At 24.9% G+C, this 24,903-nt stretch carries 22 protein-coding genes; 19 read left to right on the forward strand and 3 right to left on the reverse strand.

The annotated features are described in order from the left end of the window. Nucleotides 1–205: 205 nt before the first annotated feature. From AC07E4_RS06230 to megL, 8 genes are all read left to right on the forward strand, one after another. A complete protein-coding gene (locus AC07E4_RS06230) occupies nt 206–538 on the forward strand; it encodes a hypothetical protein (RefSeq protein WP_040330461.1) in 333 nt (110 codons plus the stop codon). Nucleotides 539–623: 85 nt separating this feature from the next. Continuing rightward, nucleotides 624–2,711 carry a helix-turn-helix domain-containing protein gene (locus tag AC07E4_RS06235; protein ID WP_040330459.1) on the forward strand — a complete coding sequence of 696 codons (2,088 nt, stop codon included), beginning with the start codon at nt 624–626 and terminating at the stop codon, nt 2,709–2,711. Nucleotides 2,712–2,948: 237 nt separating this feature from the next. Further along, nucleotides 2,949–4,337 (forward strand): MATE family efflux transporter, encoded by a 1,389-nt coding sequence (locus tag AC07E4_RS06240; RefSeq protein ID WP_040330458.1) that lies wholly within the window; start codon nt 2,949–2,951, stop codon nt 4,335–4,337. 259 nt (nt 4,338–4,596) lie between these two features. Continuing rightward, nucleotides 4,597–5,106: a dihydrofolate reductase gene (locus AC07E4_RS06245; RefSeq protein ID WP_430828899.1), complete on the forward strand. Its 510-nt coding sequence runs from the start codon at nt 4,597–4,599 to the stop codon at nt 5,104–5,106. A gap of 33 nt (nt 5,107–5,139) precedes the next feature. After that, complete coding sequence (locus AC07E4_RS06250) at nt 5,140–6,882, forward strand: dGTP triphosphohydrolase (protein ID WP_034439384.1); 1,743 nt, start codon at nt 5,140–5,142, stop codon at nt 6,880–6,882. Nucleotides 6,883–7,460: 578 nt separating this feature from the next. Further along, complete coding sequence (locus tag AC07E4_RS06255) at nt 7,461–8,273, forward strand: DUF368 domain-containing protein (protein WP_034439382.1); 813 nt, start codon at nt 7,461–7,463, stop codon at nt 8,271–8,273. 786 nt (nt 8,274–9,059) lie between these two features. Further along, nucleotides 9,060–10,625 (forward strand): sigma 54-interacting transcriptional regulator, encoded by a 1,566-nt coding sequence (locus tag AC07E4_RS06260; protein ID WP_034439380.1) that lies wholly within the window; start codon nt 9,060–9,062, stop codon nt 10,623–10,625. Nucleotides 10,626–10,920: 295 nt separating this feature from the next. Next, nucleotides 10,921–12,120, forward strand: a complete 1,200-nt coding sequence (gene megL / locus AC07E4_RS06265; RefSeq protein ID WP_034439377.1) for a methionine gamma-lyase — start codon at nt 10,921–10,923, stop codon at nt 12,118–12,120. A 104-nt stretch (nt 12,121–12,224) separates the two neighbouring features. Here megL and AC07E4_RS06270 read toward each other — a convergent pair whose 3' ends face one another. Next, nucleotides 12,225–13,595: an MATE family efflux transporter gene (locus tag AC07E4_RS06270; RefSeq protein ID WP_034439375.1), complete on the reverse strand. Its 1,371-nt coding sequence runs from the start codon at nt 13,593–13,595 to the stop codon at nt 12,225–12,227. A 288-nt stretch (nt 13,596–13,883) separates the two neighbouring features. Here AC07E4_RS06270 and AC07E4_RS06275 point away from each other — a divergent pair, with 288 nt between their 5' ends. The 7 genes from AC07E4_RS06275 to AC07E4_RS06305 all read left to right on the forward strand — a co-directional run bounded on the left by AC07E4_RS06275 (nt 13,884) and on the right by AC07E4_RS06305 (nt 18,996). Then, on the forward strand, nt 13,884–14,990 hold the full coding sequence (locus tag AC07E4_RS06275) for a methyl-accepting chemotaxis protein (RefSeq protein ID WP_034439373.1): 1,107 nt from the start codon (nt 13,884–13,886) through the stop codon (nt 14,988–14,990). 68 nt (nt 14,991–15,058) lie between these two features. Then, the gene (locus tag AC07E4_RS06280) at nt 15,059–15,556 is read left to right on the forward strand and encodes a flavin reductase family protein (RefSeq protein WP_034439371.1); all 498 of its coding nucleotides are present in this window, start codon (nt 15,059–15,061) and stop codon (nt 15,554–15,556) included. Between the two features lie 332 nt (nt 15,557–15,888). Next, entirely contained in the window at nt 15,889–16,458 is a 570-nt protein-coding gene (locus AC07E4_RS06285) for a manganese efflux pump MntP (RefSeq protein WP_478215973.1), read from the forward strand. Nucleotides 16,459–16,632: 174 nt separating this feature from the next. After that, on the forward strand, nt 16,633–17,151 hold the full coding sequence (locus tag AC07E4_RS06290) for a ferritin family protein (protein WP_034439366.1): 519 nt from the start codon (nt 16,633–16,635) through the stop codon (nt 17,149–17,151). Nucleotides 17,152–17,369: 218 nt separating this feature from the next. Then, the gene (locus tag AC07E4_RS06295) at nt 17,370–18,107 is read left to right on the forward strand and encodes an acyl-[acyl-carrier-protein] thioesterase (RefSeq protein WP_034439363.1); all 738 of its coding nucleotides are present in this window, start codon (nt 17,370–17,372) and stop codon (nt 18,105–18,107) included. A 115-nt stretch (nt 18,108–18,222) separates the two neighbouring features. Then, entirely contained in the window at nt 18,223–18,621 is a 399-nt protein-coding gene (locus tag AC07E4_RS06300) for a hypothetical protein (RefSeq protein ID WP_034439361.1), read from the forward strand. A gap of 126 nt (nt 18,622–18,747) precedes the next feature. Continuing rightward, nucleotides 18,748–18,996: a TIGR03905 family TSCPD domain-containing protein gene (locus AC07E4_RS06305; RefSeq protein WP_034439359.1), complete on the forward strand. Its 249-nt coding sequence runs from the start codon at nt 18,748–18,750 to the stop codon at nt 18,994–18,996. Nucleotides 18,997–19,035: 39 nt separating this feature from the next. Here AC07E4_RS06305 and AC07E4_RS06310 read toward each other — a convergent pair whose 3' ends face one another. Further along, the gene (locus AC07E4_RS06310) at nt 19,036–19,605 is read right to left on the reverse strand and encodes a rubrerythrin family protein (protein ID WP_034439356.1); all 570 of its coding nucleotides are present in this window, start codon (nt 19,603–19,605) and stop codon (nt 19,036–19,038) included. A gap of 322 nt (nt 19,606–19,927) precedes the next feature. Here AC07E4_RS06310 and AC07E4_RS06315 point away from each other — a divergent pair, with 322 nt between their 5' ends. The 4 genes from AC07E4_RS06315 (at nt 19,928) to AC07E4_RS06330 (ending at nt 23,992) form a co-directional block, all read left to right on the forward strand. Continuing rightward, entirely contained in the window at nt 19,928–21,877 is a 1,950-nt protein-coding gene (locus AC07E4_RS06315; RefSeq protein ID WP_478215974.1) for a sensor histidine kinase, read from the forward strand. A gap of 237 nt (nt 21,878–22,114) precedes the next feature. After that, a complete protein-coding gene (locus AC07E4_RS06320) occupies nt 22,115–22,582 on the forward strand; it encodes a DUF4358 domain-containing protein (protein WP_034439354.1) in 468 nt (155 codons plus the stop codon). 224 nt (nt 22,583–22,806) lie between these two features. Further along, nucleotides 22,807–23,115, forward strand: coding sequence for a hypothetical protein (locus AC07E4_RS06325; RefSeq protein ID WP_034439351.1), 309 nt, complete (start codon nt 22,807–22,809; stop codon nt 23,113–23,115). 124 nt (nt 23,116–23,239) lie between these two features. After that, nucleotides 23,240–23,992, forward strand: a complete 753-nt coding sequence (locus AC07E4_RS06330; RefSeq protein WP_034439349.1) for a hypothetical protein — start codon at nt 23,240–23,242, stop codon at nt 23,990–23,992. A gap of 65 nt (nt 23,993–24,057) precedes the next feature. Here AC07E4_RS06330 and AC07E4_RS06335 read toward each other — a convergent pair whose 3' ends face one another. Next, nucleotides 24,058–24,747, reverse strand: coding sequence for a GerMN domain-containing protein (locus AC07E4_RS06335; protein WP_051539947.1), 690 nt, complete (start codon nt 24,745–24,747; stop codon nt 24,058–24,060). Nucleotides 24,748–24,903: the final 156 nt, after the last annotated feature.

Here is a 24,903-nt window from a genome sequence, read left to right on the forward strand (position 1 = left end):
TTTAAATTTTAATTTATATATTTGTAAGATTACAATTACAATTTTAACATTTAGATCAGATTAATTTATACTAATTAAAATGTGAATAAATAGATTATATGGTTTATGTTTAAAAAAGAGTGATATCATTTAAGTAGTTAGATATGATTCCAAATTATTTATACTTTCATATTTGGAAGGAATTAAGAAAATGGGGGTCTATATTATGAAAAAAATAAGAATGTTATTTAAGTATTTTATATGGCAAGACATTGAAAAGTCACATTTTTTACTTAGAATATTGAATTTAATATTTGCTATATTCTTGAGCTTTTGCACATTAGCATTATTACATGGAATTAATATAAATATAGTTTTTAAAATAGTTATAGGAATTTATCTAATACTAAATTTTATGTCATTTTGGTCAGCTTATTATTTAATTGAAAGAAAAAGTGAATCTGCTAGTTTTATATTTATTATTTTAAAAGGTACTTGTATACTTTTTTCATTTATAATACTTTTAAAGTATGTTTTAAAAAAGGATATTTTAGATTAAAATATGTTTGCAATTTGCAAAAAAAATAATTATGATATTATAATTAACTTAGGATACTACTTAAAATTAAGAAAGAGAGGAAAGTATGAGAGTTGAATATATATCATATATGGATAAATTACCAATAGATATTTCATTAGTAAATGTTAAAGAATATCCAATACATTGGCATAAATCTTTAGAAATTTTGTTTGTTTTAAAAGGTAAAATAAATGTTACTATCGAGTCAGATACTTATGAAGTTGAAGAAAAAGAAATAGAAATAATAAATTCAGAAGAAGCACATAGAATTTTTTGTGATAATGATGAAGATAATGAAGTACTAATATTTCATATTGATTTAAAGTTTTTTGAACAATTTTATGAGGATATGGAAAATATATTTTTTTATGTTAATTCATCTGATGAAGGAGCTCAAAATGAAGAAAATTATGAAGTGATTAGAAGATATTTGTCTATAGTAATTTGTGAATTAGTTCAGAAACAAGATGATTACGATGAAATTATAGAAGATACACTAATAGAACTTTTATATCACCTTATAAATAATTTTCATTATCTAATGTATGAAAAAGAAGAAATTAAGGATAATGATGAGCAATTACAAAGATATCATAGGATAGCAAAATATATATATAACAATTATAATAATAAAATAAGTCTTCAAGATATAGCTCAAAAAGAATTTTTGAGTACACATTATCTTTCACATGAAATAAAAAATACAATGGGTCTTAGTTTTAAGGATTTTGTAAATTTAGTTAGGGTGGAAGAATCTATAAAATTACTTTTAGATACTGATATGACTATATCTGATATATCAGAAGAAGTAGGATTTTCACATAGTAGATATTATAATAAACATTTTAAAAAGCATTATAACTTAACACCAAAACAATATAGAAAAACTTATAAAATAGATGATAAAGACTTAGAAAAAATTAAAAAGATAGAAACGTTAGAAATAAATAAAGAAACATTAGAAATTATATCTGATTATTTAGAGGACTATGAAAGATATGATTATGAAGAAAAAATTATAAGATTAAATATAGATATGGAAAAAAATGAAGGAGTTTTTGAACATAATTATAAAGAAGTAATATATTTAGGATATGGATATGATTTGTTAAAGGAAAATTGTAGGAATTATATAAAGGATATTCAAGCAAATATAGGATTTGAATATGGAAAAATGACTAAGATGTTTTCAAAACATTTGGGTATATTTGAGAATAGCGAATTTATAAACTTTATGTATCTAAAACAAATCATGGATTTTATTTTAGATTTAGATTTAAGACCATTTATAGTTATAGAAAAAGAAAATTTTGAGGATGATAATTTGCTTTATATGTTAAAGTATTTTATTAAATATTTTACAGAAGAATATGGTTGGTATGAATTTAAAAAGTGGAAATTTCAATTTCATAATTCCATAAATGAAAGTTTAAAAGAAAAAATCATTGAATTATTTACGGTTCAATATAGTTTACAAATAGAAGAAACACCATACATTGAACACACAAGTATTAATCCTATATATGATACATCTTATATGCTGCCATATATAATTAATAAGGCGATAAAGAAGGAAGATGGTATTCTTATGAAGGTTGTAGATGTAGTGCAAAAGGAAACTAGCTTTCATAGTCAATTATTTATGGGAGATAGAGGGATATTTAATGGGTTTGGAATAAGAAAACCATCATACTTTGCATATTATCTTTTAAATTTATTAGGAGATACTTTAATAGCATATGGAGAAGGATACATTGTAACAGCAATGGGAGATGATTATCAAATTCTTTTATATACTTATAGTGAAGAATTAGAAAGCCTAGTTGATATTAAGGAATTCAACAAAAAAAGAGGAAGTAAAAATGTTAGTGAAAAGAAATTCTTCCTTAATATAACTAATCTTTATGACGACTATAGAATGACTTTTTATGAGATAGGTGAAAGAAAGGGATCAGCCTTTAATTATTGGTTAAAGCTTGGAAAACCTAATCTTATAGAAGAAGATGAGATTGAACTTTTAAGTAAAGCTGCATTTCCAAAAATAAAATTTAGTTATGCAAAAAAAGCAAATGTATTTCATATTGCACCTAAGATAGATGGGTATGGAGCAACACTAATTTTACTAAGAAAAGTACAAAAGCACCCTTTTTAATGTGCTTTTGTACTTTTTTTAAATATAAAATTTAACCCAATGTCCTTAAAAATGTACATTTTATACAGCTTTTTAGTGAGTGTAAGTATTATTTTGAACATATATAATAGTAGTATAAGATATATAAGATAAAAAAATGTGAAAATAAGTACAAAATAGATTTTAATATTCACATATGGCAAGAAGATATAAAATGCCAAAGTATATCGTAGCAATTTAGATACGAGGTGTATAAAGATGGGGTTAGATAACAAAATATTCTCGGAAGGAAAAATAAGTAGAATATTATTTAAGTTTGCAGTACCCGCAATAATATCATTATTTGTTTCAGAATTATATAATATGGTAGATACTTTCTTTGTAGGAAGAGCAGTTGGTGCAAATGCAATAGGGGGACTTACGATAGCCTTCCCAGTGCAAAGGCTATTAATATCAATAGGGTTATTAATAGCAGTAGGTACATCAACAGCAGTAGCTAGATGTTTAGGTGAAGAAAATTATGATAAATTAAAAGAAAATATAAATAACGCATTTGTTTTAACTATAATATTACTTAGTGTAATTCCAACTATAATATTCATATTTAAAAATCCTATAATAACTAAATTAGGTGCAAGTGATGTAATTTATCCTTATGCTGAAAAATATATAAGTATAATATTAATTGGTGGTATATTCCAAGCATTAACAGTTGTGGCTTGTTATATAATGACAGCTTTAGGAAATACTAAAATAACTTTAATAGCAACATCAATTGGTGCAATTTGTAATATAATAATTGATGCTATATTAGTAAATGTATTGTCAATGGGAGTAGCAGGAGCTGCTATAGCAACTGTTGTATCACAATTTATAAGTTTTATATTTATGGTTTATAAATTTAAAGAAGTAAAAAATACATTAAAGCTTAAATTTGAATTTAAGCTAAGAATTGAAATAGTAAAATCCATAGTAGCAATAGGGTTTTCTACATTCATAATAGAAATATCAGATGCTATAGTATCTGCATTATTAAATAACTTATTAGTTTCTAGTGGTGGTGGCGATAACGCAATTATAATGGTTGGAGTTGTTACAAGAGTTTCAATGTTCTTGTATATAACAGTAATAGGAATAAGTTCAGCTATGCAGCCGATTGCAGCTTATAATTATGGAGCTAGAAATTATAAGAGACTAAAAGAAATAGTAAAACAATCAGTTAAGGGAGCAACAATAACAGCAACTATTTTATGGGTAATAATGATGGTATTTACAAGACCTATAATTGGAAGTTTTTTAAGAGAAAAAGCATTATTAGAAGAGACAGTTGTTGCATTTAGATTATGTATAGCAATTTTCCCAGTACTAGGATTATATTATGTGTCTATATATTTTTATCAATCAATAGAAGAAGCAAAATCAAGTTTTATTTTATCAATATATAGACAACTTATATTATTTATACCAATAGTTGTGGTTTTAGTAAAAATCATAGGAATCAGAGGGGCATTTATAACATTCCCAATAACAGATATAATATCATCTATTACAGGATTTTATTATATAAGAAAAGCTATGGCTATATTAGAATCAGAAAAAAATGCTTACTTAAAAGAACAAGAAGTAAATGGATTAAAATTTTCATAATAAATAATATGTGAAACTTATATTAAAAATGTAGCTTAAAAGCACAAAATTCCTTTGCAAGATTTTTAGTAACTAGCACCTACTAAAAATTAATAATATAAGTATTCACATTTAAAATAAAAATTATGGATTATCTCTAAAATAGAGATAATCCTATTTTTTATGTTCCATAAACTTATAATGCATTTAAAATTGGAACACTATGCAAACTGTGCTAAAATTATTATAAGATAACAAAATGACTTTAAGAGGTGGGGAAATGAACTTAATTGTAGCAATAGATAAAAATTATGGTATTGGATATAAAGGTGAACTTTTAGTTAGCATAGAAGAAGATTTAAAAAACTTTAAAGAAAAGACAATAGATAAGGTTGTAGTCATGGGGCGAAATACTAAGGAATCTTTGCCTAATGGTAAGCCATTAAAGAATAGAGTAAATATAGTATTAACTAAGGATAAAAATTACAGTGCAGAGGGATTTATTGTGTTAAATTCAAAAAAACAGTTATTTGAAAAAATAAAAAAGTATAATAGTGATGATATATTTTTTATAGGCGGGGAAAGTATTTATAATGAATTTCAAAAAAACTGTAAGTATGCATATGTGACTAAAATAGAAAATTGCTATAATAGTGATAAAAAGTTTTTTTGTATAGATAATGATGAAAATTGGATTCAAATTGAGAAAGGCAAAAGTAAAGTTTCAGACAAATGTAAGGCAGTATTTAGTTTCAATTTATATAAAAATAGAAATGTTGAAAATATATAAATGGTTTATCAATTTAATAGTGGAGGATATTTCATGAGTTGGGAAGAAAAAAGAGATTTTGTTGCAAAAAATAATTTAAAGCAAACTTCAAAGAGTTGTGATAGAAGAATAGTGGAAGAAGTCAATGTTAAGAGTGGATTTTCGGTTAGAGATGAATTTGCAAAAGATAGAGATCGAATAATATTTTCAAGAGCCTTTAGACGACTTGAGCATAAAACTCAAATATATACTCATCAAAAAGGAGATCATTATAGAACAAGGCTTACACATACATTAGAAGTTACTCAAATAGCTAGAAAAATAGCAAGAAATTTAAATCTTAATGAGGCACTAGCAGAAGCTATTGCATTAGGTCATGATATAGGTCATACTCCATTTGGACACCAAGGAGAGAGAACACTTGATGAAATAATGATTGGAAAAGATACATTAAGTGATAGAATATATCCATCTATAGATTATGGTGGATTTAAACATAATTTTCATTCTCTTAAAATATTAGATGAATTAGAAGTTAAGTTTAAAAATATACAAGGTATGAATTTGACATGGCAAGTCATGGAGGGAATTCTGAAGCACACTAAAACAAAACGAAATGGGAGCACTTGGCAGATTAAGAGATTTATACAAGATGAAAATTTTCTTAATAACACAATGGATGTACCTTACTCTGTGACATTAGAAGGTCAAATTGTAAATGTAAGTGATGAGATAGCTCAAAGGCAACATGATATAGATGATGGATTAAAAGATAATGCGTTAAATATAAATTATAGTTCTATAGCTATTAAAATATATAAGAAGGTAATTGAAATATTAAAGGATTGTGAAAAGAATAAAAATATAAAGTATATATCTGAAGAAAGTATAGAATCATTAAGTACATTAAAAGACCATATAAAGGAAAATTTATCATTAGATAAAATACATGAAAGCATAATCGCACTTAAAGATTTTGATGACATGAAAAGTTCTGTAGATATTTTAGAAAATATATATAACAATAAATTTGATGACGAGTTTGGAGAGAATAAATATATAGCAGATTATAGTGAAATTTTTAAAATAAATCAATTAACTAGGGATGTTATAGATTTCTTTATAACTGATGTAACAACGAACTCAATGAATAATATTTTAATTAAAGGTGTGAAGTCCAAACATTTAGTCAATAATAGAGTATATTTTAAAAATAAAATTATAGACTTTTCAACTTATGGTAAAGAATTAGATGATGCAATTGAAGAATATATAAAAGTGAAAATATTGAATTCATACAATGTAAATAGGTTTGATGGAAATTCAAGATATATAATCAAACAATTATTTAAAGCATATTATGCAAATCCAAGACAAATGCCTAATCATAATCTTGAAAGATTACAAAATAGCATAAAGAAAGTATGTGAAGAATTATATAGTATTCAGATGTTTATTGATGGTAAGTATGTAAATATTAAAGATATAAGTTTCAATAATGATAAAAAAAGTATCATACAAGAATATACAAATTTACTAAAGTTAAAATTAAATAAAATAAACCTAATAGGATATAACAAAAAAGTTGTAGATAGTACTGAAATTCTTTCAAAACTATCTAAATTTAATATTGAAAATAGGAAAATTGAAGATTTAACTGAAGAAGAAAAATTTTTATATGCAATAAGGGAAATAAGATATTATTATTTATCTACTATATGTACTTATATAGCTGGAATGACAGATAATTATGCAATAGATGAATTCAAAAAACTTTATAGTGGAACTGGACAATAATTTATGTAAGAATCCAAGTTGAAATTTTAAGTTATTCAAATATTAAATGAGAACACTATTAGTAAACGAGACAGGAATTATTTAAAACGCTATTCATAAAAATTTCAAAGAAACTCTAATTAATTTAATTGAAAATGGAAAATTGAAAGTTGAAAATGAATGTAAAAGTTAGATTTCAAATTTTAAAGAATGATTTTTTATTAGATTTGCAAAGCAAATTAGTTGAAAACAATATAAAAACGTAGTTTTTAAGCATTTCTATTTTTAGATATTAGGAACGAAGTGAGTAATATCTACCATAACTTTTCACTTTTCATTCTTAACTCTTACTTGATTCCAAATATAAAAATAGAAATAAACTGTAAGCTAAATAATATCATTTGATAAAGATGTTATTTAAACTTCGAACTTGGAACCCTATATATAATTAAATTGTTAAATTCATGTTATAAATTTTAATAAAAGATGAAATGTATAGAATTTTATTTTATAATAAAATTCTATATGTTAAAGTCAAAAACAAAATTTAAAAATTTATAAGATAAAATAAATTTTTAAATTGAATAAGGAGTGTTAAAATGGAAACATTTTTTAATTTTTTGAAAGGAATGGTTATTGGAATAGCAAATATCATTCCTGGAGTTAGTGGTGGAACTATGGCGGTTGTATTAGATATATATGACAACTTAATTTCATCCATAAGTGATTTTTTAAAAGATTGGAAGAAAAATTTAAGGTTTTTACTTCCTATAGTTTTAGGTGCAGGAGCTGGAATACTTCTATTTAGCAAGTTGCTAAAAAACTTATTAGATAATTATCCAATACCTACAAGCTTTTTCTTTATAGGTCTTATAGTTGGAAGTATACCACTAATAGCTAAAAAGGCAAATGAAACTAAGTTTAAAAAGGTTAATTTAATACCATTCTTTATAACATTTATTTTCTTAATATCATTATCTATAATAGCACCACCAGAAATGAATGAAACAATAATAAGAGAATTATCAGTTGGGGCATTTATTAAACTTACATTAGCAGGTGCTATAGGTGCAGGGGCAATGATAATGCCTGGGATAAGTGGTTCATTTATATTATTATTAATAGGACTATACACAACAACAATTACAGCAGTAGCAGAATTTAACGTACCAATACTAATACCCATAGGAATTGGTGTATTATTAGGATTAGTATTTATAACAAAACTTATAGATAAATTATTAAAAAAATATCCTGGTCCTACATATTTTGGAATACTAGGACTTGTTATTGGATCAATTTTTTCTATATATAAAGGAATAACTTTTGATTTACAAGGAATAGTATCCATTGTTGTATTAATATTAGGAATGCTGTTAGCATACTTTCTTGGTGGAGAAAAAAAGAAATAATAAAAAAAACCTAGCTAAAAATTAGCTAGGCTTTTTTATTAAAAAAGTTAAGTTAAATAAGAAAATTAAATTAATAAAAAGTTATAAGTATAATTTTTATAAAAAAGTTACTTTCAAAATAGATGTTAAATTCAAGAAAAAATATAGGGTAATTTTTACTTGTAAATAAAAAATAATTCATGAAAGCAACTAAAATAGGGCAAATTAACTAAATAATATTTACAAGAATATTATAGCATTAATAGTAGAGGCAAAAATTAAGAAAATTTGAACAATTACAAAAGTGATGTAAATAAATTATTAAAAATATATACTAATTATTAAAAATATGAAATCTATAGAAATAATTAGATAAAAATTTAAAATATATTTCCAGTATAAAAAATTTTTTTATGAAAAATGAATAAAAACATATATGTTTTTCATAAAATAAGAAAAATTAAACAAGGAGGAGTTAATAATGAAAGAAATCATGAAGGTTATAACTACAGTTATGCATATCTTTATAGTTGGTACATTCGTTTCTGGAAAAGACTTAGCTCTTTCAATTGAAGAAGAAAATAAAAATGATTTAACATAAATGCAATATGAATTCAAATTTGAAAGGTGAGATAATATAGATAAAATATAGTAATTCAAATTAATAAGTTTTAAGAGAATGAAAATACAAAAATATAAAGATATGTAAATGGTGATTTGCTTTAGTGTAAATCACCATTTTTAAAATTATATGTTAATATATAACATATAATTGATTTTTATTTTGAAAATTTTATGGGGGTTTTTATGAAGAAATATTCAAGATTTCAAATTATAGCTGAGGATAAAATAGGAATAACTTTAAAAATTTTAGAGAAAATATACATAGAAAATATAAATTTAATATCATTAGAAGTATTTCCTAATAAATTGTATATAAAGATTGAAAAAATTGATAGTGATATTAAATTAAATTTAATAAAAAGCATAGAGAAATTACCAGAGATAAAAAAAATTGAAGAAATTGAGCTTTTAAATCATGAGGAGAATGAAAAAAGATTATTAGCTATAATAGATGCTGTAGATGATGGGATATTAGCTGTAGATAAAAATTATAAAATTGAATTATTTAATAGATATTGTGAGAGTGTATTTCATTATAAGAAAGAGAATGTTGAAGGAAAAGATTTTAGAAAATACATAACAAGCAATGAAAAATTATTAAATTTATTAAAAAGTGGTAGAGAATATACAAATGTAAAATTGAGTAGTGAAAATGAAAATGGAATAAATGAATATATAGCAACGGGTAGAGCTATAAAGGATGATGATGATAATGTGGTTGGAGCAGTATGCTCTATAAGAAATATGAAAAATGCAATAGAGATGGCAAATATAGTTTCAAATACAAAAGATGATGCATTTAAAGAAATAGTAGGGTCAAGCAAGGTTATAGAAAAAACAAAATCTATAGTTGAACTTATTTCGAAGGGAAATTCTACAGTTTTAATAAGAGGTGAAAGTGGAACTGGAAAAGAGCTATTTGCAAAAGCTATACACAATTTAAGTAATAGAAGTAAAAAACCATTTATAGTTGTTAATTGTGCAGCATTCCCAGAAAATTTAATTGAAAGCGAATTATTTGGTTATGAAAAGGGCAGCTTTACAGGTGCATTAAATAATGGAAAAGAAGGGCTTATTCAAAAAGCTAATGGTGGTACATTATTCTTAGATGAAATTGGAGAAATATCTCAGATGTTACAAGTTAAATTATTGAGATTTTTACAAGAAGGAAAAATAAGAAAAATAGGTGGATGTGATGAAAAATTAGTTGATGTTAGAATAATATGTGCAACTAATAGAAATTTAGAGGAAATGATAAAGGCAAATGAATTTAGAGAAGATTTATATTATAGATTAAATGTAATTCCATTAATTATACCACCACTAAGAGAGAGAAAAGAAGATATTCCTCAAATGGTTCAATATTTTATAAGTAAATTTAATAATAAATTAGATAAAAACATATGTTCTATAGAAAATGAATTTATAAATGAATTATTAAAATATGATTGGCCAGGCAATATAAGAGAGTTAAAAAATGTTATAGAGAGAGCAATGAATCTTTGTGGAAAAGATTCATTAAGCACAGAGTATTTAATGTGGGATTATGAATTTAAAAATCATAGCTTTGAAGTGAATTTTAAAGGAGATGAAATAAAATTAAAAAAAGTAGTTGAAATTGCAGAAAAAAGCGCCATAATAGATGCACTAAAAAATCATAATTCAATAAGGGCAACTGCAAAATCATTAGGGGTAACACATACTACTATAATAAATAAGATAAAGAAATATAATATAGAATGGCAATAAAAAATTCCACTGTAAAAAAATGTTACCGGTAAGTGGAAATAAAAAATTCCATGTTAAAAAGTTAGAATGTATTTAATAATAATTTTTAAATTACTTTTAAATTATGCTTTAGTATAATTACTTAAAGAATATATATATAATTTAAAATATGACTTATGCCCTATATGAATTAGCAAATAAAAATATCGTAATGGCATATTTATTGCTTTAAATATTAGTAGAGTACAAAACATACAAGTACTTTTAATTTGCAATTTAGTATAAATTTATTAATTTAATTATAGGGGGATTTGTTATGAGTAGTGGAAATTTACAAAATAAAGGTTTTGCAACAAAGGCTATACATGGAGGAAATAGAAAAAATGAGTTTGGAGCATTAGCAACTCCAATATATCAAACTTCAACATTTGTATTTGATAATGCAGAACAAGGTGGTAGACGATTTGCATTAGAAGAAGATGGATATATATATAGCAGACTTGGAAATCCAACTAATACAGTGTTAGAAGAAAAGCTAGCATTATTAGAAGGTGGAGAAGCTGCTATGTCAATGAGCTCAGGTATAGGTGCAATTACATCAGCAATATGGGCTGCAGTAGAAGCTGGAGATCATATTGTAGCAGCTAAAACATTATATGGATGCACATTTGCGTTTTTAAATCATGGAATAACTAAATTTGGAGTAGAAGTGACTTTTGTAGATGCAACAAATCCTGAAAATATAAAAAATGCTATGAAGGATAATACAAAAGTTGTTTATATAGAAACTCCAGCTAATCCTAATTTAGCTATAGTTGATATAGAAGAAGCAGCTAAAATTGCTCATGAAAGAGAAAATTGTATATTAATGGTTGATAACACATTTTCAACTCCATATATACAAAGACCATTAGAATTAGGAGCCGACGTTGTTATACATTCAGGAACTAAATTTTTAAATGGACATGGAGATGTTATTTGTGGATTTGTAATTGGAAATCAAGAATATATAAATAAGGTAAGATTATTTGGTGTTAAAGATATGACTGGTGCAGCAATGAGTCCATTTGATGCATACTTAGTAATAAGAGGAATGAAAACATTACCTATAAGAATGGAGAAACACTGTGAAAATGCCATGAAGGTTGCAGAATTCTTAGAAACACACAAGGCTGTAGAAAGAGTATATTATCCAGGATTAAAATCATTTGACCAATATGATATAGCTAAGAAACAAATGTCATTACCAGGAGCAATTATATCATTTGAAATAAAAGGTGGATTAGAAGAAGGTAAAAAAGTTATAAACAACACAGAACTTTGCACATTAGCAGTTAGTTTAGGGGATGCTGAAACATTAATTCAACATCCAGCATCAATGACTCATTCACCATATACTGAGGAAGAAAGATTAGAAGCTGGTATAAGTGATAACTTGGTGAGATTAGCTGTAGGACTTGAAAATGTAGAAGATATTATAGAGGATTTAGATAAAGCACTTAATACAATAATTTAACTTAAAAACTTCATTTAAGGTTTGAGTATGAATTAGCCCAATTAAAATTAATATTAATATAAAAAGAACTAAGCTAAAATTTTATGTAAGCTTAGTTCTTTCTTTTAAACAAGTTCAAATGATTCTTTAAACTTTTTATTCTTTATAATAAGTGCTATAAAAAGAATTAAAAGTATGATGCCTTTTAAAATACTACTAATTGTTATTGTCCACCAAACACCATTTAAACCTAGTATAGAAGGTTTTGATAATATTGCTGAAAATGGAACTCTAAGTCCTGTTAAAACTATGCTTATTATAGCTGGCAATGTAGTACGACCAAGGCCATTGAAGGCTCCAGATGTTGTTATCTCAATGCACATAAAAAGTTGGGAAATTCCTAAAATTTCTAAGTATGTTACCCCAAGATTTAATGCTTCTGGTTCATTTATAAATATCTTAAATAGTGGAGTAGCACCTAAAACCAATAGTAATGTAGCAAAAATTCCAATGATACTAACAACACTTAATGCAATTTTATAGCCAGATATAATACGATTATATTTTTTAGCACCATAGTTTTGTCCTATAAAGGCGCTTATTGCAGTAGAAAAACCACCTGCTGTCATCCATGATATGGCCTCTATTTGAGAACCAACTTTTTGAACTGCTATTGCAGTATCTCCATGGAAAGCAATTATACGACCAATCATCATAGAAAATGAACAAAATAAACCATTTTGTAATGCAACTGGAAAGCTTAGTTTTACTATTTTATTAACGTGAGAAGTTTCTATTTTAGAGATTATATTAAATTCAAATAAATGCAAATTTTGCTTTTTTATATGAATTAAAAATAAAATAGTAACAACTAATTGAGCAGAAATAGTTGCAAGTGCAGCACCTAAAACTCCTAAGGATGGTATAGGACCAAATCCAAAAATTAATATTGGGTCAAAAATCATATTAAATATAAGACCTACAGTATTAATTCTAAAAGGAATTTTGCTATCACCAAGTCCATTAAATAAACCAGTTAATATAGGGTTTATAAAATTAAAAACCATACCAAGTGAAATAACTAGTAGATATGTTTCAGCCATGTTTACTACTTCAGGACTATTAAGTTTAAAGAAACCTATAAATTGTTCTTTAAATATCACTAATACTAATGTATAAACTAAAGATAATATAATTCCGAACTGAATGGCGCTTTTAGCATAAAGTTTTGCATCAGTTAGATCTTTTCTACCATAAGATTGAGAAACACAAATTTCAGCACCACTTTTAGAAAGCATCATAAGTGATTGTCCTAGCCAATTAAAAAAACTAGCAGTTCCAACAGCGGCAACAGCTAAGCTTCCCATTCTTCCAATCCATAGCATATCAGTTAGATTATAAGCCATTTGAATGAATGATGTACCCATGATAGGTAGAGCTAGAGTAATCAGAGATTTTAGAATTTTATCATTAGTTAAATCTACTTTCCTATTCAAGGTTAACACCTCCTAAAATTTTGTAAAAAAATAAACTGAAAATATTTAGATTTGCATAAAAATAACGATAAAATAATTATGAATACTTATGAAGTATAACATAAAAAAAAACAACATAAAAGAAGTGAGAGTTACAAAAGTTACAGTATATATTAGAACTAAAATGGTACATATATAAATTAATTTGTGTAAAAATTTAAAAAATTATAAATTTTAAGACGCAACAATGGAATTTATAGATATGTAATGTAAAATTATATTAATGTCAATTAATTGGAGGGGAAATATATGATTGGTAAAGGAAAAAAATTATTAGATGAAATTGAAAAAAACAGAGAAAAAATAGAGGAACTTAAAATAGAAAATGAAATATTGAATGCTATTAATGATAATGTATCCAGCTCATTTTATGTAAAAGATTTAAACGATAAGGTGATTTATTGGTCTAAAGGAATGAAAGATATAACAGGTTTAGATAAGGATGAAGTAAAAAGAGATATAAATGATTTAAGAGATATTAATGGGAATAGATTAAGTAATAAAATAATATCAACTAAATTATACAATAATAACAGAAAGTTTATAGGTGTATTAGAAGAAGTTAAAGGTTGTATAGATGTAGATGAAATAATGGGTTTAGTAGAAAAAAACTCTATGAGATTAGGCGAGTTTTCTAATGATATAGAAAGTTCTATAAAAGCAGTAGCTGAAATTTATGATAAAATAGAAGATAAATCAAGTAGAATTTTACAAGAATCAAAAGATGGATTAATTACTGCAAAAGATGTGTATGAAAAAACAGAAAATTGCACAAAATTTGGTAATGAAGTAAAAACTAATATAGAATCAATAAATTCATCAATGAAGTTATCAGTAGATAAAATTAATGACTTAAAAGGAAAATCAGAACTTATTGTAGATATAGTTACTACAATTCAAGGAATAGCATCTCAAACTAATTTATTAGCTTTAAATGCGTCAATTGAAGCAGCTAGGGCTGGAGAGTCAGGGAGAGGATTTGCTGTAGTTGCAGAGGAAATTAGAAAGCTTGCAGAGGGAACACAGGAGTCAACCAAAGAAATTAAAGAAACAATAGATGCTATAATAGATATTGTAAAAATTACTGTTGAATTTATAGAAAGAACTGATAATGATCTTTTAGCTGGGGTTAATGGTGTTAATAAATTACTAGAGTTTGTTAAAGGAATTGAAGTAGCATCTAATAGTATGTTGAGTTCTATGGAGAAAATAGAGAAACTTTCAATGGAAAGCTCAAATATAACAACAGATAAAAGTAAATCAGTTGTTGAAATAGTTTCTATGAGTGAAAGTTTAAATGAAGTAGTTGCAGATGTTAATAATAGTATAAGAAGTGAAATCCTTAATATAAAATAACTTTTGCATAATATATATAATACTGTATAATTTTATATATATTTATTTTAAAGGTAGGTAATAATGATATGGAGTATACAAAAAATATAGATAAAGCACTTAAAGGATTAGAGAAGGGTGCATTTTTAACAGTAAAAAATGGAGATAAAGTCAATACTATGACTATTGGATGGGGACAAATAGGATATCAATGGAAGAAACCAGTATTCACAGTAATGGTAAGAAAAAGTAGATACACTTATGAATTGTTAGAAAATGCAAAAGAATTTACTGTAAGTATACCAGTTGAAGGAAATGAAGAAATAAAAACTGCTTTAAAAGTTTGTGGAACAAAATCTGGTAGAGAATGTGATAAAATAAAAGAGTGTAAATTGAAATTAGAGGATGGAAAAAGTATAAAAACTCCTATAATAGCAAATTGTGAATTACAATATGAGTGTAGAATTTTATGTAAACATGAATTAGTTTCAGCAGAACTAAATGAAGAGATAGATAGTACAATGTATTCAAATAGTGATTATCATGTATTTTATTATGGAGAAATTGTAAATGCTTATGAAAAATAGTATTTAAGTAATTAATATTATAGTATATAATATTAATTAGATTCATATAATATTATATCATAAGGGAGTAGTTGGCAGCTTATGCTGGTTCAAGGTCAACATACTGGTTTGTATAGATTAGTCTGTACACCTGGTCTTGAATTAAATAATGAGACTTATGTATGATGCAAAGTTTTTTGTATTATACATAAGTCTCATTATTTATTATAAGGCAGATAAAAACAAAATAAATTCTAAAATTTTGGTACATGTTATCTTTTAGACACTGAATTAAGTTGCTATTTCAAAAATGTATTTAAACTTAAATATTATTTAAATTGGAGGAGAAGATTTTGAGTATTTTATCAATTTTATTAACGGCATTAGCTTTAGCTATGGATGCATTTGCAGTATCTTTAAGTATTGGAATGAATTCAAAAAATGAAAAAGCAAAAATAGGCTTAAGAATAGGTTTATATTTTGGTATATTTCAAGGCGTTATGCCATTAATTGGATGGGCTTTAGGGAGAAGTTTCACAAACTACATAGTTAAATTTGATCATTGGATTGCATTCATACTTTTATCAGTTATAGGTGGGAAAATGATTTATGAAGCAATTAAAGAAGAGAAAGAAGTTGTAAATGATTTAGGTGTAAAAATGATGTTATTGTTATCTATTGCTACAAGTATAGATGCATTAGCTGTAGGGGTTAGTTTTGCATTTTTAAACGTAAATATATGGTTGGCTGTAAGCTTAATAGGTATAGTAACATTAGTAATGTGCTTTATTGGGGTTATAATGGGAACTAAATTAGGTGATATATTTGGACGAAAAGCAGAAATTGTAGGTGGATGTATTCTAATACTAATAGGTTTAAAGATTTTATTAGAACATACAGGAATAATAGACTTAGTTTTATAGTGGAAAGAAGAGGAAAGAGTTCCTCTTCTTTTTATTTATATTTAGATATAATTTATGTATATTAAATAAAAATACAAAATATATAAATTTAAACTTGTGATACAAAATATGTAACATAATAAAAATCAATATATATATTAATAATGAGTAGTAATTAGAATATGGAGTATTTATATGAGTTATACAACAGAAAGACAACCGCAAGGAAACATAAAGTGTTATGAAAATTTATTAAGAGAAATTTTAATTGCAGAACTAGTTGCTATTAATGATTATAGTGCAACTATTGCAGAGAGTGACATGAAAGAATTAAACCATGTAATTGAGCATATTTTGGGAGAAGAAAAAGAACATTACGGAATGATTTTGCACCTTTTGAGAAAAATTGATGCTGAAGAATATGAATCTTATAAAAAAGTTGTAAAAGAATCAGATTTTCAAAATAAATCAGTAAAGAACGAAAAAATATATGAAAAGAAAGATAGAAAAATGATTTTAAAACACATAAGGGATAATATAAAAGGTGAATTAGAAGCTATAATACTTTATGAGGAACTTATTACTGAAATACCAGAAAAAGAAGGAAGAAATATATTGCATAAAATAATTATTGAAGAAAAAGAACACACTGAAGAATTAACTGATATATTAATAAAGTTAGATAAAAATGGATATGGGCCAATAAGTAAATAAATCAATAATAGTAAACTATGCTAAAATAGCATAGTTTATTTCTTAATTTATTTTATTGAAAAGTTAATTTATAGTTATATAATTATGATATAAGATAAAAATTCAAGCTTATATATGTTTTAATTTAGAATTTAAAATTAAGTTCATTTAGTATGAAAATAATGTAAAGATGAATTCAAAATAATATAAGGTGCGTAAAATAAGGAAGTGTGTTATATATGTCAGCTATATATAGTGAGAAGTATAAGATAAAATTCTACGAAACAGATTATAGTAAAAAAATTATGTTACATTCAATAATCAATTATATGCAAGAAGTATCTAGCAATCATGCTAATTTATTAGGTTGTGGTTATGACAATTTAGAGGAAAAAGGTCAATTTTGGGTAGTTTCTAAAATAAATTTAGAAATTTTTAAATATCCTAAGTGGAATGATGAAATAGTTTTTGAAACATGGCCTCAAGGGCTAGACAAAATGTTTTTTATTAGGGGATTTAGGATGTGTGATTTAGAAGGCAATACACTATGTTACATAGAAGCAGCTTATTTACTTGTGGATAGAAAATCAATGTTTCCGCATAAACCAACAGAAGCAGATTTGGGATATGAAACTATAAAAGATAGATTTAAACCTTATAAGAGAGTGGGGAAATTTAGGTTAAATGATATAACTGGAGAAAATATAGATGAAAGAAAAATTAGATATAATGATATTGACTTAAATATGCATGTAAATAATTCTAAGTATATAGAGTGGATTGAGGATTGTTTTAAATTAGAAATATTTAATGAAAAAAGAATTAAAAATTTACAAATTAATTTTATAAAAGAGACAAAAGAAGGTCAAAAAGTTGTATTCTATAAATATAATGATAGTGAAAATGTATTTTTTATTGAGGGGATAGAAAAAGATAGCGAAACTAAATTATTTCAAAGTAAAATAGTATTTGAATAAATTTATTAATAATCTATTGAAATTTATAAAATAAAATTGTATCCTTATAGAGTTCTAAATTAATTTTTAGAGTAATTATTTGAATTTTATTTGTTTGGTAAGGGGGCAGTGAAATATGAAGGGAATGACTAATTTACAATTTTTATATCAAAATGCTAAATATAGTGAGACATATTTGGATAATATGTATAGAAAAAAATTAGATACTGGAAAATATGTAATAGATGATAAGTTGGATAGGCTTAAAGATTATAATGAAATCATGCCATTGCAAATTACCAAACAAACGACTAAGAAAAAAATAGATTATTATATAAATGAATGTAGAAAAAATCAAAATTATTTAGGTAAATTTTTGTTATTGACAATTGCTTTTATAATTTATAGCTTAGTTGCATTTAATTTAAATAACAACATTAGTTTAAAATCATTAAATAGTATTGGTATATATGTTACTTTTATTATGATGATGTCTATGTATAAATATACTTTAGTATTTAAAGTTGAATTTTAGAATAACCTATTTATAAAATTATTATATTAGGAAAATGTATTTGAAAAATAAATATATAAAAACTTGAAAAAAATATTAAATTTATGTATATTCAAGAAGAGGTTTATGTAAGGAGGAAGGGATTTTATGAAATACACATATAAAACATCAGGCTGTTGTGCAACAGATATTAATTTTGAAGTAGAAGGTGATACAATTCAAAATGTTGAATTTATCAAAGGTTGCAAAGGTAATACAGAAGGTTTGTCAAAATTATTAGTTGGAATGAAAGTTGAAGAAGCAGTTAAAAGATTAAAAGGAATAGAATGTAGAGGAAACACTTCTTGTCCAGATCAATTAGCTAAGGCTTTAGAAACACTTGTATTAAATAAATAAAATAGATATAGACCAATGTCTATATCTATTTTATTTATTTTATAGTTTATAATCCTTACATTGAATTTTAAAATATTTTTTTGGATATTTACATAATGGACATACATCAGGTGCTTCAAATCCTTCATAAATATAACCGCAATTCATGCATTGCCAATATTCTATTTTGTCTAGACTGTTAAACATAGTATTAGACATAATTCTATCATAGAGTGCCTTGAATCTTTCTTCATGGTGCTCCTCGACTTCGCGAAGTTCTTTAAAAAAGTCAGCTATCTCCATAAAACCTTCTTTTCTAGCTGTTTCTTCAAATTCCTTATAAATTTTTTTGAATTCTTCAGTTTCGCCTTCCATTGAATTCTTTAAATTATCTGGAGTACTTTTAATTTGATTTAGACAATTTTTAAAAACAAAGCGGCTATGAGCTCTCTCATTTTCAGCTGTTTCTTCAAATACTTTAGCCACATATTCATAACCATCATCACGAGCTTTTTCTGCAAAAAGAATATATTTATTAGAGGCTCTAGATTCACCGGAAAAGGTTTTAATCAAGTTTTTTTCAGTTTCGCTTCCATTAAGTGAAGGAACATCAAGTTTTCTATATTTCATTTAAAGAAATCCTCCCAGCATATAAGTACTTACTATTTATAATATGGTATTAAGAAATAAATGTTAATAAATGTTAAAAACATTTTGTGTAATAAATTAAATATATATTATTGGGGCAATAAAATAAGTAGCTATAACAATATATTAAATAAAATATTTTCTAATATGTAAAAAAAAGGTTGGATTATATTAATTAAATTCAAAAAAACATATATAAATTCAAAAAAAGAATAAAAAAGGGGAAAAGAATGTTTAAATTTGTAGTATACTCCATTTTATTGTATAATATTTGTATGATAATTATAAATTATTTGGAGGAGATATGAGTATAAAAAAATATAAAAAAATAGTTTTGGCACTGACAATATTTATATTGTGTGTTACAAGTTTTTCAATTGCATATGCAGGTGTAGAACAGCATCCTAAGTATATAAAAAAACATAAAGTGCTTGTAATAAACTCATATCATTTTGATGAAACTTGGGAAGCTAGTATTTTTGCTGGAATAAAAAAAACATTAAATAATGAATTTAAAAATATAGAATATAATTTTGAATATTTAGATAGTAAAAAATCTATTCTAAATTTTAATGAACTTGAAAAAAATTTTTTGATTAAATTTAAAAAGCAAAAATATGATTTAATAATAGCTTGTGATGATGAAGCATTGGAGTTTTTAAATAAAGTATATGAAAAAATATTTAATAATACACCAGTAGTATACACAAGTATAAATAATGAAAATATTTCAATAAGCAAGGAACTAGAAAAAAATTCTGTTGGATTATTAGAGAAACAAGCTATAGAGAATACTATAGCATTAGTAAATAAAATTCAAAAAAATATAAAAACCTATAACTTTTTATTTGATAATACAACTACAGCGAATATATTTGTTGAAGAAGTCCAAGAAATAAAGTCAAAATATCCCAACATTATATTTAACATTATACAAGAAGATAAAATTGAAGATGTCATTGAAAAAATACAAGGAACAGAAAAAGATGGTGCACTTTTTTTATATGGAGTATATCAAGATGCTAATGGGCAAATTATAGATAGGAATACTATTAGTGAAGCATTTGAAAGTTCTATTAAAATGCCAATTTACACATGGATAGAACCTTATTTTACTCAATCGGTTATTGGGGGATCCATATTAGAAGGTGGGAAAATTGGTGAATTAACAGCCACATTATGTTATAGAATTTTAAATGGAGAATCTATAGAAACTATAGAGAATGTTACTAATAATAATTTTAATTATGATTTTAATTATAATCAATTACAAAAATTTAAAATAAAAAGAAGAGATTTACCTAAAAATTATAAGATGTTTAATCATCCATCACCACTTAGGCAAATTCCATTAGAAGTAAAACTTATAACGATATTAATAATAGTTATTCTTGTTTTTATTGTAATTATGTTGTTTATACAGATAACATATAAAAATAAGTTGTATAAGCAGGCATTAGAATATGAAAATTTAAGAACCGAATTTTTTTCTAATATATCACATGAATTAAGAACACCACTGAATATAATACTTAGCACATTACAATTAAATGATAGATATATAGAAAGTGGAGATGTAATATATAAGAATGAAATCGTTTCAAGCAGAATGGATGCTTTAAAACAAAACAGTATGAGACTGTTAAAACTAATAAATAATTTAATTGATATAACTAAAATTGATGCTGGGTATTTTAAAATTCAAGAGGAAAATTTAAATATAATAGAGGTCATTGAAAATATAACAATGTCGGCAGCTAATTATGTAGAAAGAAAGAATATAACTTTAGTTTTTGATACTGAGATAGAAGAACGATTTATGAGTTTTGATAAAGATAAGATAGAGAGAGTAATGCTAAATTTATTATCAAACTCTATAAAATTCACACCTAAAGGTGGTTACATATATGTAGATATATATGATGGTAAGGATGAAATAAAAATTACTGTTAGAGATACAGGTGTAGGTATACCTAAAAATAAACAACAAATTATTTTTGAAAGATTTAGGCAAGTAGATAATTTAATGACTAGAAATCAAGAGGGAAGTGGAATTGGCTTATCGCTTAGTAAATCGCTTGTAGAAATGCATGGAGGAACTTTAAAAGTTGAAAGTGAAGTAAATAAAGGTAGTACATTTATAATAAAATTACCTATCAAAAGTTCTAATGAAAACAATAATTATAGTAAAATGATTTTAGATGACTCAGCTGAAAAATTAACCATAGAATTTTCAGATATATATAAAGAATAAAGAGATGACTATTCAAAGTAAATTTTGGATAGTCGTCTTTTTATTTCAAAATTACAAGCAATCTTATTTATATATTAAAATTTGTTAAAAAAATTTTAATATATAAAACATGTATAATATATTGAAAAAATAATAAAAATATATTAGAGTATACACTATATTAAAAAAATATACATTTAAGACAAGTTTACCAATTAGAAATATATTTTAGAAATAAAAATACTAGGAGGAATTCAAGTGAAAAGAATAGCAAGTTTAATTTTAGTTGCATTGATGACAATTACATTAAGTGGATGTGGAAAGACTACTGCTAAAAATGTTGCTGTAAATGATGTAATAGTAGCAGTAGAGGAGAAAGTAGAATTTCCTGCATCAGAGAATTATACTGATATGGGTCGTTTTGAACAGGAATATTATGTTAATGGTGCTGATATAGAAGAATTTGTGGTTAAGAAACCTAAAATTAATGTTTCAGCTTCTGAAGTAGCAATAATAAAAGTAAAAGAAGCGGGAAAAGTAGAGGATGTAAAAGCATCAGTAGAAAAACATGTTAAAGATTTAGAGACACAATGGGAACATTATTTGCCAGAACAATTAGAGCTAGTTAAAAATGCTAAAATTGATACTTTTGGAAATTATGTTGTTTTAATAATATCACCTGACGCAGAACAGGTAGAAAACATAATTCAAGAACAACTTAAATAGATTTATAAATAGAAAAGCTGTTAAGCATTTAATGTTTAATAGCTTCTTTATTTATAATCTTAATTTAATTATGATGTTAGACATGTATGGTTAGTAATAAATTTTAGAAAGATGTAAATATTCCATTTATATTATAAAATATTTAATTACCATTGCTTTTGTGACATAATATAGAAGTAATAAAAGATATTTAATATATCTAAAAACGAAAGAGGTGCAAATTTATGAAGGTTGTGAGCGCAGAATTAAAAGCTATAAGATATAATGGGATAGATTTAAAAATCCATAATGGATTAATGAGTATGTTAGTCTCAATGGATAAAGAAAATATAACTTATGATGATATATTAAAACAAGATGTTCATACTAAGGTCATATTACTTACAAGAAAATGTTGTTCATGTTCACCAACGTTAATTTTAGAGAGTGGTGTAAAAAAAGAAGATGATGATGAAATCAATGAGTTAATAAATAGAATTATAGAGCTTATTGGTAGTGATATAGAAGAGCAATTAAAGAATGAAAGATTATAATGATAAACAGTTTGATATTTGTATCAAACTGTTTATTATTATATTAACATCAAATTTCATTAAAGAATTTTTTGGAAAATACGAATTATACAAGTGTAATGATTTGTAAATTTGAGGTGCAAGTATGAAAGAAGAAATATATATTGTTGAATATGAGAACTTTGATGTAAATGAAATAAAAAGTAAATTTTATGAGTGGATAGATACCAGAAAAGATACACCAAGAAATTTTAAAGATGAAATGAGATTAATGGGGATTAAACCATACTATATACCTTGTTATGTATGCAATTTAAAAATTGACTTGAATTATAATATAAAGGTACAGAAAAGGTATAAATTAAGAAGGGGTATGAGCACAATAACTAATGAAAAAGGGCAGTTTTCAGCTAAAGATTACCCTCTTTTTGCATCACAAGTCATTCCTAGGTATGATATGGACCAAATAGCTCCTTTTGATTTTTCTAAAATGAATATAAGTGGGTATGAAAAAAAACAAGCACCTAAAGAAAAGTTTATACAAACTTATGATGATTGTTTAAATCATTATAAAGGAGCAATTGTAAAGAATTTAGAAGAACTTATAAACAATAATCTTTTAAAAGAAAATTCTAAAGAAATGAAGAAGAAATTTCATAGTGAAAATTCACATGAAATTGAAACAATGGAAATATATCAAGTATTAGTACCTATATGGGTATGCAAATATTCATATAAGATGGAAACATATCATTGTATATTAAATGGTCAAAATGATAAAATGTTTGGACATACACCTACTAAAAAGATAGATAAAGTATTTAGATGGATTATAGGAATATTGTTAGTAGCAATTATAATTGTGTTCGCTTTTATATATTTAGAGAAAAGAAAGTAAAAATCAGTAGCAAATATGAAGATTCATAGATGCTACTGATTTTATTTATATATATAAGTTAGATTTTATTTATAATGAATCTGAGAAAGTTTAGATACATGTTGAAATTCTATAGGTTTGCCATTGTATAAAAATTTAACTCCATCAATCCAATCTATATCTAAATCTGATTGAAGAAAAGTATTGATTAAAGTTGTAGAAGTAATTTCTCCACCAGCAGAACCTTGAAAATAATTCTGTGACCATCTAATTCCAGGTATATTAGGGTCAGTTAAGCTTTCAGATAAATTTATTGTAGCAACTTTTTTACCCTCTATAGTTTCTAGACTAGATAGTTCTATTGGCAATTCATTAAATGTTATTTGGGACAATTTAGAACATAAAAGTTTTAAATTATCTTCTATATTTGTAGATGTAGATTTTACATAACAAAGTATTTCAGAAGAATAATCATTTAAATTAGCGGTGTATAAAGGTATATATAGATCATTTTTAACATTATTATTTGTATCTTCCTTTTTTGATAGCTCATCAGTTAAGGCATTCACTTTGTCTTCTAGAGTTTTAATCTGATTTTTTAGTTCTGTAGTATTTTCATTTTTATTTGTATTAGCAGCTAAGCTTATAGACGTATTTGTTTTATTTACACTTGAATTATTTTTAGTATCAGTAGTACAACCGGTTAATGATAAAATTGATACTGTAGATAAAAGGAAAAAAATAGATAAGTGTTTCTTTATTTTTTTAGAATTCATATAAATCACTCCTAAATTGCTATAATTATATTTTAACTCATTAACGTATGTTTAATTAATTATACAATTTTTAAGAATAAGTGAAAAGACATTATAGTTACAAATAGTTCAATCTAAGCAATAATTTACGAAATATTTATAAATAAAAACCTAGAA

The sequence above is a fragment of the Clostridium amazonense genome (genome assembly GCF_056431285.1).

Excerpts from the sequence above, each read along its gene's own strand:
- AC07E4_RS06310 (WP_034439356.1), bottom strand. The coding sequence starts at position 19,605 with ATGAAATATAGAAAACTTGATGTTCCTTCACTTAATGGAAGCGAAACT.
- AC07E4_RS06280 (WP_034439371.1), top strand. The coding sequence starts at position 15,059 with ATGGAGTATACAAAAAATATAGATAAAGCACTTAAAGGATTAGAGAAG.
- AC07E4_RS06335 (WP_051539947.1), bottom strand. The coding sequence starts at position 24,747 with ATGAATTCTAAAAAAATAAAGAAACACTTATCTATTTTTTTCCTTTTA.
- AC07E4_RS06245 (WP_430828899.1), top strand. The coding sequence starts at position 4,597 with ATGAACTTAATTGTAGCAATAGATAAAAATTATGGTATTGGATATAAA.
- AC07E4_RS06240 (WP_040330458.1), top strand. The coding sequence starts at position 2,949 with ATGGGGTTAGATAACAAAATATTCTCGGAAGGAAAAATAAGTAGAATA.
- AC07E4_RS06300 (WP_034439361.1), top strand. The coding sequence starts at position 18,223 with ATGAAGGGAATGACTAATTTACAATTTTTATATCAAAATGCTAAATAT.
- AC07E4_RS06230 (WP_040330461.1), top strand. The coding sequence starts at position 206 with ATGAAAAAAATAAGAATGTTATTTAAGTATTTTATATGGCAAGACATT.
- megL (WP_034439377.1), top strand. The coding sequence starts at position 10,921 with ATGAGTAGTGGAAATTTACAAAATAAAGGTTTTGCAACAAAGGCTATA.
- AC07E4_RS06250 (WP_034439384.1), top strand. The coding sequence starts at position 5,140 with ATGAGTTGGGAAGAAAAAAGAGATTTTGTTGCAAAAAATAATTTAAAG.
- AC07E4_RS06295 (WP_034439363.1), top strand. The coding sequence starts at position 17,370 with ATGTCAGCTATATATAGTGAGAAGTATAAGATAAAATTCTACGAAACA.
- AC07E4_RS06325 (WP_034439351.1), top strand. The coding sequence starts at position 22,807 with ATGAAGGTTGTGAGCGCAGAATTAAAAGCTATAAGATATAATGGGATA.
- AC07E4_RS06260 (WP_034439380.1), top strand. The coding sequence starts at position 9,060 with ATGAAGAAATATTCAAGATTTCAAATTATAGCTGAGGATAAAATAGGA.
- AC07E4_RS06235 (WP_040330459.1), top strand. The coding sequence starts at position 624 with ATGAGAGTTGAATATATATCATATATGGATAAATTACCAATAGATATT.
- AC07E4_RS06290 (WP_034439366.1), top strand. The coding sequence starts at position 16,633 with ATGAGTTATACAACAGAAAGACAACCGCAAGGAAACATAAAGTGTTAT.
- AC07E4_RS06330 (WP_034439349.1), top strand. The coding sequence starts at position 23,240 with ATGAAAGAAGAAATATATATTGTTGAATATGAGAACTTTGATGTAAAT.
- AC07E4_RS06275 (WP_034439373.1), top strand. The coding sequence starts at position 13,884 with ATGATTGGTAAAGGAAAAAAATTATTAGATGAAATTGAAAAAAACAGA.
- AC07E4_RS06305 (WP_034439359.1), top strand. The coding sequence starts at position 18,748 with ATGAAATACACATATAAAACATCAGGCTGTTGTGCAACAGATATTAAT.
- AC07E4_RS06255 (WP_034439382.1), top strand. The coding sequence starts at position 7,461 with ATGGAAACATTTTTTAATTTTTTGAAAGGAATGGTTATTGGAATAGCA.
- AC07E4_RS06315 (WP_478215974.1), top strand. The coding sequence starts at position 19,928 with ATGAGTATAAAAAAATATAAAAAAATAGTTTTGGCACTGACAATATTT.